The organism is Autumnicola psychrophila (assembly GCF_031846645.1).
GTDB lineage: Bacteria > Bacteroidota > Bacteroidia > Flavobacteriales > Flavobacteriaceae > Autumnicola > Autumnicola psychrophila.
Map to the genome: position 1 here is coordinate 66,878 of NZ_JAVRHN010000002.1, position 12,735 is coordinate 79,612.

Sequence of the window (12,735 nt, forward strand, 5' to 3'; positions counted from 1 at the left end):
GCCTCAACAAGGTTCTGTCACTTCAGTTAGATGACATCACTGAATTTCAGGATTCTCATGAATTTTTTACAATTTCAGCTAAATTATTTTCAAGCGGTGTGTTCTTTATTCCGGTTTTTTCGCGGAAATATTCTACAAGCTCCTGATTATTTAGATCGTAAATCTCCTTTAATCCGGAAATAATTGTAGAAAGATAAGCCTTATCTGGCGGATTAATTTCGTCCTCAAGATAGTGCTCGCTAGTGAAGCTGAAAATTGGTTTTTTATCCCGGTGACCAAGACAAATCAATTTCCCGTACCTCCCGCCGGGAGAACAAATTAAAGATCCTTTCTCTACCAGTTCACCGAATTCTATGGCCAGCTCGCCCTCCATCTTCAATTCCTGTTTTACAAGATCTGTAAACTGATCGCTGCTAATAAGATACTGCCGCCCAAGAGTGACTGCTTCTTCATTATGGCCGGGCTTTAAGAATCCGATGCCGCCACCACTCCACGCCGGGGATTCCTTGGCAAAATATAAGTCACGATTGATAGTTATGGGATGGTTTTCTTTAGGCGCCGCCGTATTGGTACAACCTTTATAATTAGTCAATGCCCCCGCTGGGGTGCCTCCCTGGATGTAACACAAAAAACGCTTTTCCTGAATATTAGAACCGTAGCAGGCATACCAGACTTCATCAATTTCATACTTCATAATTAGCAAATTCTACAATTCTGATGGATCTATATCCTGAGGTTTCTTTCCAAATTTTCGGGTGTCTTCTTTAGTCAGAACTTTAAAATCTTCGGTATGTTGTAGTCCGTTTAAATTTTGAAATAACTCTTCAGGAAGTTTTGTAAGTTTCCGTTCCTTAAGGTCAATCCAAGCTCCCATCATTTCGCAACTGGCGAAATTGCGCCCTTTATAATCATAAAAATTATGGACAAATTCAAAATACATTCCGTCTTCAGACAAACCTTTAAGCTGCAGGCTCACTTTTACCGGCTTTCCCGCGAAGACCTCTTTAAAATAATAAATATGTTCATAAAAAACCACCGGCCCGATATTATTCCTGGCCATTTCCTGCTGGCCAAAGCCGTTGTCCATTAAAAAACCCATCCGGGTGTGGCTCATAAAATTTATATAGGCGGTATTTGCCAAATGTCGGTTCGCATCTATATCGCTCCAACGGATTTCAAATTCTTTCGTATACATTTTTTTCAATTTTCTCTAAAGCTAAGAAACTTTATTATGCACGCATAATTATAAGGCTAACCGAAGCTATTATTTCACCATTTTTACTATAAACTTAACATCTGGTAATTTTTAATACCTCTTATAACATTCCCGGAGGTGAAATTTTGCGAATTTCTATTATTTTAGGCCTATGCCACTCCTGAAAAGTAATTATAAAGCTCCGTTTCTCTTTAGAAGCGCCCATTTTTCAACTATTTACGCCTCTTTACTTCGGAAGGTAAAGATCGAGGTATTTAAAAGAGAGCGCGTAGAACTTAGTGATGGGGATTTTCTCGACCTGGACTGGTGCTATGCTAAAAATGGCAATTATCGGCAATTAATGATTGTAACTCACGGCCTCGCCGGTAGTGCCGACCGGCCGTATATGCTGGGAATGGCTAAAGCTTTTTCTGAAAAAGGATTTGATGTTGCACTTATAAATTTTAGAAGTTGCAGCGGCGAAACTAACCGACTTTTTCGCAGTTACAATGCCGGTGCGACTGAAGATCTTAAAGAAGTGATTGACCTTTGCCTTCAGAAGAAAAAGTATGAAAAAATAGTGCTTTCAGGATTTAGTCTTGGCGGAAATTTGCTTCTGAAATATCTTGGGGAAACTGAAAACCTTCCGAAGGAAATAAAAGCAGCAGTTGCGGTTTCTGTACCTTCAGATTTGGGTGCTTCACTCAAAGAACTGGACAAACAGAAGAATTATTTATATTCCAGAAGATTTCTGAAAAAGCTGAAAAATCAGCTTTATGAGCGGCAGCAACTTTTTCCGAAGAAAATCGACAAAATTAACATTGCCGCATGTAATTCGCTGTTGGCTATAGACGAGTTGTACACCAGCAAAGCACATGGATATAAAGATGCGGCAGATTATTATGAAAAATGTAGCAGCCTTCAATTTTTACCAAATATCAGCATTCCCACCTTGTTGATAAATGCTAAAAATGATTCCTTTCTTTCAGAAAGTTCTCATCCTTTGGGAATTGCAAAAAATTCTGAATTCCTTCACCTCGAAATGCCTGAATATGGCGGCCACGTTGGTTTTTTTAGAAAGGAGGACTTTACTATCATGAAGAACGGGCATTGGAGTTTTGCTGCGAGTTTTAGGTTGTGAGTTCAATTGATAATTGTCTGTAAAAGAGTTGGGAGTTAGGAGTCTTCAGGTTTAAATTTCCCGCTGATTGCGCAGATTTACGCAGAAATAAAACAAGTTTGGTGTTTTTCTTAGTTTATAGTTTGGAGTTAGGAGTGCAGAACTAAAGTTTAAGGTTAAAAGTTCACACTGGTGTGATCTTTCAGATTTCATTTTAGGGTCACACAATAAAATGTTCTTCATTTGAGAACTTTTTAATACTTTTGAAGAAGAACTATTTTTCATGCAAAGAATAATTGCAAAAAGAACATTACGGGAATTTTGGGAGAAACATTCCGATGCTGAACAATATCTGAAAACCTGGTATGAAACAGCACAATCAACAAAATGGAATACACCAACTGATATTAAACAAACCTACATAAATGCCAGTGTTTTAAAAGGAAACCGTGTAGTGTTTAATATTAAAGGAAATTCTTACCGGCTCATTGTAAAATTTAATTACGAAAGACAATGGGCCTTTATAAGGTTTGTAGGAACACATGCCGAGTATGATAAAATTGATGCAGATAAGATTTAAACTGATAATTATGAAGATAACACCTATAAAATCTGAAAAAGACTATGAGCACTCTTTAATTAGAATGGAAGAAATTTTTGATGCTCCCCCAAATTCCGAAGAAGGGGATGAAGCAGAAATTTTATCTCTTCTAATCGAAAATTATGAAAATCAGTACCACCCTATAGAAGCTCCAGATCCAATAGAAGCCATAAAAATCAGGATGGAAGAAATGAATCTTAAACAAAAGGATTTAATAGGCATACTCGGTGGTAAAAGCAGAGTATCTGAAATTTTGAATAAGAGAAAAAGATTAACAGTCGATATGATTCGGGAGCTAGAGAATAAATTGAACATTTCTGCCTCTGTCCTGGTTGGCAATTATCAATTGTTGAAATAATGCAGCTTATTCTGCTCTAGGTTCTAACTGTGGGTTGTTTTTTGAGTTGAAAGTAAAAAGTGAAACGTCTGTTACCATTTTTTAGTTTGGACACCTACAAGGTTTTAAAAACCTTGCAGGATTAGCCTTTTGGTTTCTTAAAAATCTTAGATCATGAATGAGGTATTCCCTATTTTAACTCTTTTCCCTGTTTGCCTCTTTCACTCTCTACCTAACTCCTCCTCCAAATTAAGCTTCTCACGTCTTTGAACTGCTTCAGAATTGATTATCTTTGCGCAACCTTTTAAAAATCAAGCATGATTCAATCCATGACCGGTTTTGGGAAAAGTGTTTCCGAACTCCCGACCAAAAAAATTACCGTAGAGCTGAAATCCCTCAACAGCAAAAATTTTGATCTTAATGCGCGGATTTCTTCTCAGTATCGCGAAAAGGAACTGGAATTGCGCAAAATAATTTCAAAATCGCTTGTGCGTGGGAAGATAGATCTTTCAGTTTATGTAGAGAATACGGGAGAAGAAACTTCTTCTGTTCTTAACGAGGCCGTGGTTAAAAAATATATGGAGCAGCTACGCTCCCTGGTGAATGGTGATGAAACCGAGTTGCTGAAAATGGCAGTAAGGATGCCGGACGCTTTAAAAACCGAAAGGGAAGAAATTGACGAAACCGAATTTAGAGCCATTGAAGATGCAGTGGAAGAAGCCCTTACTGAAATCAATAATTTTAGGACAGATGAAGGAAAAGCACTGGAAAAAGATTTAAAATTACGGGTTTCTAATATCGAGGATTTATTGCAGCAAATTATAGAAATGGATCCCGACAGGATTGATGGCGTAAAGGAGCGGCTTAGAAAAGGCGTTGAAGAACTAAAAGATAACGTTGACGAAAACCGGTTTGAGCAGGAACTGGTTTATTATATTGAGAAATTTGATATTACCGAAGAAAAAGTAAGGCTGGAAAACCATCTTAATTATTTTAATGAGACGATAAACAGTGATGATTCCAACGGCAGGAAACTGGCCTTCATTTCTCAGGAGATGGGCCGGGAAATTAATACCATTGGCAGTAAATCCAATTATGCCCCCATGCAGCAGTTAGTGGTGCAGATGAAGGATGAACTGGAAAAAATCAAAGAACAACTTTTAAACGTACTCTAATGAAGGATGGTAAACTGATCGTATTTTCGGCTCCTTCCGGATCGGGTAAAACCACGATTGTTCAGCATTTGCTACAACAGGATGATTTAAAACTGGATTTCTCAATCTCAGCAACTTCACGTGAGCCCCGCGGAGATGAAGTAGATGGGGAGGATTACTACTTTTTGTCTTTAGAAGAGTTTAAAAGGAAAATAAAAGCCGATGAATTTCTGGAGTGGGAAGAAGTTTATCGTGACAATTTCTACGGAACACTTAAGAGTGAGATTAAGAGAATCTGGAGCGAAGGAAAAAACGTGATTTTTGATATTGATGTTGTAGGCGGGCTGGATATAAAAAATATTTATCCTGAACAAACACTGGCTGTTTTTGTAAAACCCCCAAGTATCGAAGAGCTTAAGATTCGGCTTAAAAAAAGAAAAACCGAAACTCTCGATAAAATAAATATGCGTGTTGCCAAAGCTTCTATTGAGCTGGCCACTGCGCCACAATTCGATTTTATCATAGAAAATAACAACCTGGAAGTTGCATTAGAGGAGGCCTACAACCTTGTTTCAAACTATGTTGGAGTAAATGTTGAGAAATGAATAGAAAAGTAGGATTGTTCTTTGGTACATTCAATCCCATTCACATAGGACACCTTATAATTGCCAACCACATGGCAGAATTCTCTGATCTTGAAGAAATTTGGCTGGTGGTAACCCCTCATAATCCGTTAAAGAAAAAAAGCACTCTTCTTGACAACCATCACCGACTGGAAATGGCTTATCGCGCCTGTGAGCCTTTTGAGAAACTAAAACCCAGTAATATCGAATTCGGGCTGGAGCAACCAAACTACACGGTGAAAACTCTCCTCCATTTGCAGGAAAAATTTCCCACAAACGAGTTTTGCCTTATAATGGGTGAAGACAATTTAAAAAGTTTCCATAAGTGGAAAAATTTTGAAATGATCCTGGAGAACCATCAACTTTATATTTATCCAAGAATATCAGGGGAAAAAATTCAGAATCAGTTTAAGGACCACCCAAAGATTACTAGAGTGGCAGCACCAAGGATGGAAATTTCAGCAACATTTATAAGACAGGCCATTTCTGAAGGAAAAAATATTGGACCATTACTTAGTGACAGCGTATGGGAGTATATTCAACATATGAACTTCTATAAATAACAAGACTGTTTAAAAATTTTTTAAGCGCTCTTTTTTAGCTGATTGAACCTACTTTTTTCATTGTGGAACTACAAGCTTAGAACGTCGACTGCTCTCAATGTAGCACCCTCAAAACTTCTAAACAGTCTCTTTACTTTTCTGTTTCAATATCTGGTATTCTCAATACCTGACCGGGGTAAATCTTGTCCGGATCTTTTAACATTGGTTTATTGGCTTCAAAAATAATCAGATATTTGCTGGAATCGCCATAGTGATCTTTTGCTATTTTACCGAGGCTATCTCCTCGTTCTACAGTATGAAAAATAGCTTCCGGCTCTTCGTCTTCCACATCCATCCTGTCGTCTACCTGTCCAATTCCGGCAGTATTTCCCACTACCAATATAATCTTTTCACGGGTTGCCTGATCTTCTGCCTCGCCCGAAACGGTAGCCATATCGCCTTCAATAGTTATATCCAGATTATCAATATTTAATTTCAAGCTCCTGATATGCTCTTCCAGCCTGGCAGCAGCTTTGGCATTCTCCTGCTGATTTTCTTTAGTCTTTTGCTCTGAGACTTCATTGTTCTTTTCGGTTGTAGATTTACCTATACCCAAGACTCTGGCTCCGGCTTCTTTAATAAAAGAAAAAATGCTCATAGCTGATTTTTATCTATTGTGGTATTAAGTTACAAAAGAGGAAGAACATCTCGGGATGTTGCTTATTAAAGTTTTGTTAGATTTAAGAAAACCACCTCTGGCAGAGGTCGTCTTAACAATGACCAAAAACTGAAGAAAACATTTTTGGTATGAAAAAAAATATAGGCAACGGAAAGAATATATTAAATTGTTCTCAAAAAAGTTAAAATTTTTCCAATAATATTTAATAATCCTCAGTCCGCAAGCGCAAAAAAGGATTAAAATGAGTATCCTTAAATTTTTGCTTACTTTTGAAGAACATAAACTAAATATATGGATACATATCCGAAGTTTGCTGTTATTGGCGGCGGAAGTTGGGCTACTGCAATTGTAAAGATGTTATGTGAAAACATAGATCATGTACATTGGTATATGAGAAGTATTTATGCCGTGGAGCATATCAAAAAACAGGAACACAACCCAAATTATCTTAGCTCTGTTGAGTTTAATACAGATCAGTTAAAGCTTAGCAATGATATTAATGAGACTATTAAGAATGCAGATTACATTATCTTTGCCATCCCCTCAGCCTTTCTAAAAAGGGAATTAGATAACCTTCAGGTTTCCCTGGATGATAAAATCATATTTTCAGCAATTAAGGGTATTGTTCCCGAAACCAGCCTTATTGTAGGAGAACATTTTGAGGAATACTATAACATTCCTTACGAGAACATTGGTGTAATTACAGGACCCTGCCACGCTGAAGAAGTCGCTCTGGAAAGACTCTCCTATTTAACCATTGCCTGTGCCGACGAGAAAAAAGCACAACTTATGGCAGATTGTCTGGGAAGTGATTATATCACCTGTAAAATCACCGATGATGTTACCGGAACTGAATATGCCGCAGTTTTAAAGAATATTTATGCAATTGCTGCAGGTATTGCTCATGGTTTGGGCTATGGAGATAACTTCCAGAGTGTTCTTATGAGCAATGCGATTAGGGAAATGAAGAAATTTATTAAGAAAGTTCATAAGATGAAACGGAATATCAATGATTCTGCCTACCTGGGGGATTTACTTGTTACAGGATATTCCGTCTTTAGCCGTAACAGGATGTTTGGAAATATGATCGGGAAAGGCTATACAGTAAAAAGCGCCCAAATGGAGATGAGTATGATTGCAGAAGGTTATTATGCTACAGAAAGTGCTTACAAAATCAATAAGGACAAACGTGCTAAAACTCCTATAATCAATGCGGTTTATGCTATCCTTTATGAAGGAAAAAATCCAAAGAAAGTATTCAAGAAACTTGCAGAGAAACTCGATTAAAAATATAGAATTCTAATAGTTTTTACTCAATATCTTTTCTTTCCTCTATAATTTCTAAAGGAACAATTTTGCCTCATTGTTGAATTTTAGGTCCTGTATTCAAATAAAATCATCGATGAAAAGCAACTTATCTTCGACGAAGATACAGGTTTAATTATCAGTCAGTTAAAATGTAGGGACTTTAAATTAATTGTATTATAATTGTCCTGTGAATAATTTTACGACCCCACCTGTAAAGTATTTACAACCCAATATTATTACTAACTTAACCTAATTAAAAATGACTAAAAAACTACTTGGTCTTAGCTTTATTTTATCCGTTTTTCTTATTTCCTGTGAGTCGGATGATATTCAAAATCCCTCTTCTGAAGAAAAGTATTTCAGTGTAGAAAGCAATTCTTCAGAATTCAGTAAATCCATCAGTGATGACGGAGTTGGAGTTCTTGGTGTAACTTCTGTAAGTGATAACAGGAGTATGGATATTATAGATTCTGATTCAGAAATTGGTAAAATTACACTGGAACAGATTGCCACAATTGAACCTCCTGTTCTCGATGGTAAAGCAATGCGCGCCAACCATGTTGATATTGACGGAAATTATGCTTACGTTGCCTACACGAAAGAAGGCCCTACGTATTTAGGAGGAATAGATATTATAGACATCAGCGATAAATATGCCCCTAAAGTAGTTAGCAGAATGACTACAACCTATGCCGATGTAAACGCTCTTTTTTACAGAAATAATAAAGTTTTTTTCACAGGAGCTCTAAACACACCGGCTAGCAGCGGCTCTGAACGTGCATTTTTTGGGTCAATGGAAGCAATTAATGGAGAACTCGCTTCTGGATATGAATTAAATAATTTCTATGGTGGTCAGGCAGGGGTGGATATCCTGCCATACCAGGAAAATAATTTTATAGGAGTTAGCGGAAGTGAGAGTAGTATAGGCTATTACTCTGACGGACTTATTATGGAGTGGGCTGGCCTTGATTATGAAGATTTACGCGCTGCTGCACACTCTAACGGAAAAGTAGTGACATTAAGTGGAAAAGGCTACGTGATCATTATTGACGAATATGGTATAGATAGACGGATTACTACCAAACCTCTAATTCCTGAGTCTAAGAGAACAATAGAATTTCTAAACGACCTACTGATGGTTTCTGAAGGCCCTAATGGTGTTGGTATTTACAATCTGGAAAGTGGGCAGGAAGTAAACAGGCTTCCTATTAATATGCTCCCTGATGCTGAAGTAGCCGAGGGCGAGAAAGTAACCAACGCAGTAACCATTTTTAACGATTTTATATTAATGGCAAATGGTGGGGCTGGTTTTGGAATCACAAAAATTGATGAGAATTATAATGTTGTTGAAGAAGGAATAATTGAAATCGATGGATCTGCAAACTATGTAAAAGCAAAAGGAGATTATATTTTTGTTGCTTCAGGAACAGGCGGATTAAGAATTCTTAAAATGAGCCGCCATGTAGCTCCCGAAACAAGTTTCCTTGCCTGTTCGGACTACTCTGAATATTCCGGGGATAAGAACCTGAATATAAATTCCGGAGCTGTGGAATCATATGGCGGCTCGGTAACACTGAAACATCTTAACGTAGGTGGAATCCTTAACTTTTGTGGAGCTTTAAATATTGAAAAGAGTACGAATGTTAACAGCTTTGGAGAATTTAATATGAGCGGAGCACTTGCCGTAGGACAAACCAATAAGAATGAAAATCTAACGGTAAACTCCAAATCCATTTTAAGGATTGAGGGGAGCCTCACTGTTTATGGTGATTTAAACTTAAATAGTGGTGCAACACTAGAATTTGTTGGCGAAAATTCTTCTATCCATATCTATGGAGAGGTAAGAAAAGGACAAAATGTAACTATATCAGGTAATTATACTGATACTTCAAATAAATTATAAATAATCAATCGAAGGCTAGGTTGGTTAAAAGCCCCATCTGATTTATTTCAGAGGGGCTTTTTATTTATTTCAAGATTTATTTTCAAGTACCGGTAATTATTCTGCTAAGATTCCCTTTTTTGGGATTACAGGAATAGCCCCGGCTTTATCTCCAGAAATGCTGTTTTCAGGAAAGAAGAATTTCTTCTCGAACATCTTATTTTCAGCAAAAAATGTCACCAGAAACTCATTGTTTAAAGACACTACATCATCCTGCATGTATTCTATCTTTGCGAAAGAATGTGGAGGTAGTTTTTCCAGTTTATGCCGCATTGTGGAAGTCTGTTTTTCACCCTTAAAACCGCGGGCCACAATAAGGATCATTTCAATAGAAATTCCTCGATTATTAATGATGTAAGCGTTCCATTCATCACTTCGGAATTCTTTATTAAACTCCCTTACCACAGCTACATGAACGTCTTTTACCTCAGGAATGTCAATATCTTTTCTCAAAACTCCTCTTCGACTTTACTTTTTACTTTATTCCAGATAATCCAGAGTATTACTGCAGCAACAATAAACAATATTGCTCCAAAAAGGAATTCTATCACTTTTATAACAATCGTCACATAAAGGATAATTGCAAGAATAATTACCGCCAGAATAATAAAACCTGTTTTTTTCATAATAAAAAAATTACAAGTCACTTTCAGCTTTTCTGCGGCTGTGATGACTATGAATTAGTCCCTGAATTTACAAAGAAGATCGGAATTGCTCCAGAAAACGAACATCATTTTCATAAAACATCCTGATATCGCCTATTTGATAAAGTAACATTGCAATACGTTCTATACCCATTCCAAATGCAAAGCCTGAATATTCTGTAGGGTCTATACCGCAGTTTTTAAGAACATTTGGATCTACCATCCCGCAGCCCATAATCTCCAGCCAGCCGGTGCCTTTGGTAATCCTGTAATCTGTTTCGGTTTCCAGTCCCCAGTAAATATCCACTTCTGCACTAGGTTCGGTAAAAGGGAAATAAGAAGGACGTAACCGGATTTTTGATTTTCCGAATAGTTGTTTGGTAAAATAAAGCAACGTCTGCTTCAAATCTGCAAAAGAAACATCCTTGTCTATATAAAGCCCCTCTACCTGGTGAAAAATACAATGAGAACGGGCAGAAATAGCTTCATTTCTAAAAACCCTTCCCGGCGAAATTGTACGGATAGGCGGTTTGTTATTTTCCATATATCGCACCTGTACTGAAGAGGTATGGGTACGAAGCAAAATATCGGGATCTGTCTGAATAAAGAAAGTATCCTGCATATCCCTGGCAGGATGATATTCCGGAAGGTTTAAAGCGGTAAAATTATGCCAATCGTCTTCAATTTCAGGTCCTTCAGAAACATTAAAACCAATATTTGAGAAAATCTCGATAATCTGATTTTTCACAACAGAAATCGGGTGCCGCGAACCAATTTGTACAGGTTCTGCAGGACGGGATAAATCGCCATAAACCCCTTTTTCTTCCTCTTTACTCTCAAGCTCCTCTTTTAAAGACGAAACTTTTTGCTGCGCTCCGGTCTTCAGCTCATTTATTGCCTGTCCAAAATCTTTTTTCTGCTCATTTGGAACATTTTTAAATTCAGCAAAAAACTGATTTAATATTCCTTTTTTTCCCAGGAATTTAATCCTGAAAGCTTCAATCTCTTCTGTCGTTTGTGCCTGAAAAGCTTCAACTTCAGCAATATATTCCTTTATCTTATCAATCATCCTGGATGTATCTTTTTCAGAAAGGCAAATTTAAAAAAAATTGCGGCTTGAAAGGTTTTTTAAAGACTTTATAAAAACTTGTGATGAAGAAAATATACAAAAGTAGTTCGGAGTTTTTTGTTCGTAGTTCATCTCAGGAAATTGATAATTGCCATTTTGGAGTGTGCTCTTATAGTCGAGAGAGGAGAGTGGAAAGTTCATTGAACTCTTTACTTTTCACCATTTACAACTCACTACTCACTTTTACTCGATAACTTTTTACCTCTTTTCCTTCTCTGCAGGCCGATAATTGTCATTTTAGAGCGTGCTCTTTAGAGTTTGAAGTATTTCGTTCAGAGTTAGTGATTGGTAGGATTAAGAAGTTCAGGAGATCGAAAACTACCGTTTTTGGATGCTGTTATAGTGGAGAGAGGAGAGTGGAAACACTTTTCACTTCTCACTCTTCACTCCTTTTACCGAAGATTCCTGAGTCCTATAGATAAATTCCATTAAAAAGTATACCGAAAGTGCTCCAAATGTATGCCAGAGCCAATGTGTACCCATTTCCAGATCATCCATATGTTTATCCATTGCCCTAAAGCTTACTGCGACGCTAAAACTCAGCAAAGCGAATAGAATCTGGAGAAAATGATGAAAATCTGTTTTAAAAAGATAATTAATTATAGGCAACAAAAGGCCAAGTGCTGTTCCCACGTAGTTCATGGATTCCTGATACCTTCCAAATGGCAAATATCGGACTCCGAAGACCAAAGTAAGGACGATAATTGCCGAAATTAGCCTTTGCCATATTCCGTGGGTGGATTTAACTATAAAATATACTGAAACCGCCAGGCACAATAGTAAAATGGGTAACCAGTCCATAATTAGCCAAATTTCATGACTTCTTGTGGCGTGATAAACTGTACCTCCAATAAAGCCAATTATCAACACCGGGATGCTTAATGCCAGAAACTTATGATCTTTATAATCGGGATAAATTTTTTGCCCAAAATAAATAGCAAGTATCAGGAAAAAGACGTTGCTGAAAGTATTAAATGGCTCTACAGGAAACCTGCATGCTATCGTCTCCTGGTAAATAGGGCCGCTGTCGTTTGGGAAAGACAGCAATGTGACCACAGTTTCCATTTAAAGAATGTACTCCTTTTCTATAAAATACTGGACAATAGCTTCCTTCATTAAAACCGATTGCTCTCCAGCCTTTAATACCGGGAGCTGTTCGATTGTCTTATAATGCGGCCAGCCATCATCATCAAAAAAATCAAATTCATAGTAGCCGTAAGGTTCCAGCAACCGGCAAATAGCAATGTGCATTAAATCCAGCTTATGATCTTTTTTAAACTTCCGATGCGGCTGCCCAAGTTCCTGAACCCCAATAATGTAAATTATCGCATCCAGGTCCATTAATTCTCCATCTGCAAATTGATTAGAAATTTTCTTCTGAAGTACTTCCCAACGCTCCTTTAACTGTTCATCTCTTGCCATGCAGCAAATATAATATTCTTACTTAATGAAATTACTATA

The 12,735-nt window shown here is 37.3% G+C and carries 16 protein-coding genes; 8 read left to right on the forward strand and 8 right to left on the reverse strand.

All coding sequences use genetic code 11. From position 1 onward, the window contains the following. Positions 1-55: 55 nt before the first annotated feature. Positions 56-694, reverse strand: a complete 639-nt coding sequence (locus RM541_RS02845; RefSeq protein ID WP_311498717.1) for a hypothetical protein — start codon at positions 692-694, stop codon at positions 56-58. A 12-nt stretch (positions 695-706) separates the two neighbouring features. Then, positions 707-1,195: an acyl-CoA thioesterase gene (locus RM541_RS02850; protein ID WP_311498718.1), complete on the reverse strand. Its 489-nt coding sequence runs from the start codon at positions 1,193-1,195 to the stop codon at positions 707-709. 172 nt (positions 1,196-1,367) lie between these two features. On the opposite strand from RM541_RS02850, the gene RM541_RS02855 reads away from it, so the two are divergent. From RM541_RS02855 to nadD, 6 genes are all read left to right on the forward strand, one after another. Continuing rightward, the gene (locus tag RM541_RS02855) at positions 1,368-2,336 is read left to right on the forward strand and encodes a YheT family hydrolase (protein WP_311498719.1); all 969 of its coding nucleotides are present in this window, start codon (positions 1,368-1,370) and stop codon (positions 2,334-2,336) included. 262 nt (positions 2,337-2,598) lie between these two features. Then, positions 2,599-2,895: a type II toxin-antitoxin system HigB family toxin gene (locus tag RM541_RS02860; RefSeq protein ID WP_311498720.1), complete on the forward strand. Its 297-nt coding sequence runs from the start codon at positions 2,599-2,601 to the stop codon at positions 2,893-2,895. A 10-nt stretch (positions 2,896-2,905) separates the two neighbouring features. Further along, positions 2,906-3,274: a helix-turn-helix domain-containing protein gene (locus RM541_RS02865; RefSeq protein ID WP_311498721.1), complete on the forward strand. Its 369-nt coding sequence runs from the start codon at positions 2,906-2,908 to the stop codon at positions 3,272-3,274. Positions 3,275-3,570: 296 nt separating this feature from the next. Further along, the gene (locus RM541_RS02870) at positions 3,571-4,428 is read left to right on the forward strand and encodes a YicC/YloC family endoribonuclease (protein ID WP_311498722.1); all 858 of its coding nucleotides are present in this window, start codon (positions 3,571-3,573) and stop codon (positions 4,426-4,428) included. Beyond that, the gene (gene gmk, locus RM541_RS02875; protein WP_311498723.1) at positions 4,428-5,012 is read left to right on the forward strand and encodes a guanylate kinase; all 585 of its coding nucleotides are present in this window, start codon (positions 4,428-4,430) and stop codon (positions 5,010-5,012) included. Before RM541_RS02870 ends, gmk begins: the two co-directional genes overlap by 1 nt. Then, positions 5,009-5,593 carry a nicotinate (nicotinamide) nucleotide adenylyltransferase gene (nadD, locus tag RM541_RS02880; RefSeq protein WP_311498724.1) on the forward strand — a complete coding sequence of 195 codons (585 nt, stop codon included), beginning with the start codon at positions 5,009-5,011 and terminating at the stop codon, positions 5,591-5,593. Before gmk ends, nadD begins: the two co-directional genes overlap by 4 nt. Before the next feature lie 130 nt (positions 5,594-5,723). On the opposite strand, the gene lysM is transcribed toward nadD, so the two are convergent. Further along, the gene (gene lysM / locus RM541_RS02885; protein WP_311498725.1) at positions 5,724-6,230 is read right to left on the reverse strand and encodes a peptidoglycan-binding protein LysM; all 507 of its coding nucleotides are present in this window, start codon (positions 6,228-6,230) and stop codon (positions 5,724-5,726) included. A 312-nt stretch (positions 6,231-6,542) separates the two neighbouring features. On the opposite strand from lysM, the gene RM541_RS02890 reads away from it, so the two are divergent. Continuing rightward, on the forward strand, positions 6,543-7,538 hold the full coding sequence (locus tag RM541_RS02890; protein ID WP_311498726.1) for an NAD(P)H-dependent glycerol-3-phosphate dehydrogenase: 996 nt from the start codon (positions 6,543-6,545) through the stop codon (positions 7,536-7,538). Between the two features lie 280 nt (positions 7,539-7,818). After that, positions 7,819-9,462, forward strand: a complete 1,644-nt coding sequence (locus RM541_RS02895) for an LVIVD repeat-containing protein (protein ID WP_311498727.1) — start codon at positions 7,819-7,821, stop codon at positions 9,460-9,462. Between the two features lie 96 nt (positions 9,463-9,558). Here the strand turns inward: RM541_RS02895 and RM541_RS02900 are convergent, their stop codons facing one another. The 5 genes from RM541_RS02900 to RM541_RS02920 all read right to left on the reverse strand — a co-directional run bounded on the left by RM541_RS02900 (position 9,559) and on the right by RM541_RS02920 (position 12,696). Beyond that, the gene (locus RM541_RS02900) at positions 9,559-9,954 is read right to left on the reverse strand and encodes a hypothetical protein (protein ID WP_311498728.1); all 396 of its coding nucleotides are present in this window, start codon (positions 9,952-9,954) and stop codon (positions 9,559-9,561) included. Further along, the gene (locus tag RM541_RS02905) at positions 9,951-10,127 is read right to left on the reverse strand and encodes a hypothetical protein (RefSeq protein ID WP_311483575.1); all 177 of its coding nucleotides are present in this window, start codon (positions 10,125-10,127) and stop codon (positions 9,951-9,953) included. The genes RM541_RS02900 and RM541_RS02905 overlap by 4 nt, the downstream gene beginning before the upstream one ends. A gap of 67 nt (positions 10,128-10,194) precedes the next feature. Then, a complete protein-coding gene (gene pheS, locus RM541_RS02910) occupies positions 10,195-11,214 on the reverse strand; it encodes a phenylalanine--tRNA ligase subunit alpha (RefSeq protein WP_311498729.1) in 1,020 nt (339 codons plus the stop codon). 429 nt (positions 11,215-11,643) lie between these two features. Next, positions 11,644-12,339, reverse strand: a complete 696-nt coding sequence (locus tag RM541_RS02915; RefSeq protein ID WP_311498730.1) for a ceramidase domain-containing protein — start codon at positions 12,337-12,339, stop codon at positions 11,644-11,646. Next, entirely contained in the window at positions 12,340-12,696 is a 357-nt protein-coding gene (locus tag RM541_RS02920) for a hypothetical protein (RefSeq protein WP_311498731.1), read from the reverse strand. Positions 12,697-12,735 lie beyond the last annotated feature (39 nt).

Coding starts and splice junctions, on each gene's coding strand:
- RM541_RS02845 (WP_311498717.1), bottom strand. CDS start 694: ATGAAGTATGAAATTGATGAAGTCTGGTATGCCTGCTACGGTTCTAAT.
- RM541_RS02850 (WP_311498718.1), bottom strand. CDS start 1,195: ATGTATACGAAAGAATTTGAAATCCGTTGGAGCGATATAGATGCGAAC.
- RM541_RS02855 (WP_311498719.1), top strand. CDS start 1,368: ATGCCACTCCTGAAAAGTAATTATAAAGCTCCGTTTCTCTTTAGAAGC.
- RM541_RS02860 (WP_311498720.1), top strand. CDS start 2,599: ATGCAAAGAATAATTGCAAAAAGAACATTACGGGAATTTTGGGAGAAA.
- RM541_RS02865 (WP_311498721.1), top strand. CDS start 2,906: ATGAAGATAACACCTATAAAATCTGAAAAAGACTATGAGCACTCTTTA.
- RM541_RS02870 (WP_311498722.1), top strand. CDS start 3,571: ATGATTCAATCCATGACCGGTTTTGGGAAAAGTGTTTCCGAACTCCCG.
- gmk (WP_311498723.1), top strand. CDS start 4,428: ATGAAGGATGGTAAACTGATCGTATTTTCGGCTCCTTCCGGATCGGGT.
- nadD (WP_311498724.1), top strand. CDS start 5,009: ATGAATAGAAAAGTAGGATTGTTCTTTGGTACATTCAATCCCATTCAC.
- lysM (WP_311498725.1), bottom strand. CDS start 6,230: ATGAGCATTTTTTCTTTTATTAAAGAAGCCGGAGCCAGAGTCTTGGGT.
- RM541_RS02890 (WP_311498726.1), top strand. CDS start 6,543: ATGGATACATATCCGAAGTTTGCTGTTATTGGCGGCGGAAGTTGGGCT.
- RM541_RS02895 (WP_311498727.1), top strand. CDS start 7,819: ATGACTAAAAAACTACTTGGTCTTAGCTTTATTTTATCCGTTTTTCTT.
- RM541_RS02905 (WP_311483575.1), bottom strand. CDS start 10,127: ATGAAAAAAACAGGTTTTATTATTCTGGCGGTAATTATTCTTGCAATT.
- pheS (WP_311498729.1), bottom strand. CDS start 11,214: ATGATTGATAAGATAAAGGAATATATTGCTGAAGTTGAAGCTTTTCAG.
- RM541_RS02915 (WP_311498730.1), bottom strand. CDS start 12,339: ATGGAAACTGTGGTCACATTGCTGTCTTTCCCAAACGACAGCGGCCCT.
- RM541_RS02920 (WP_311498731.1), bottom strand. CDS start 12,696: ATGGCAAGAGATGAACAGTTAAAGGAGCGTTGGGAAGTACTTCAGAAG.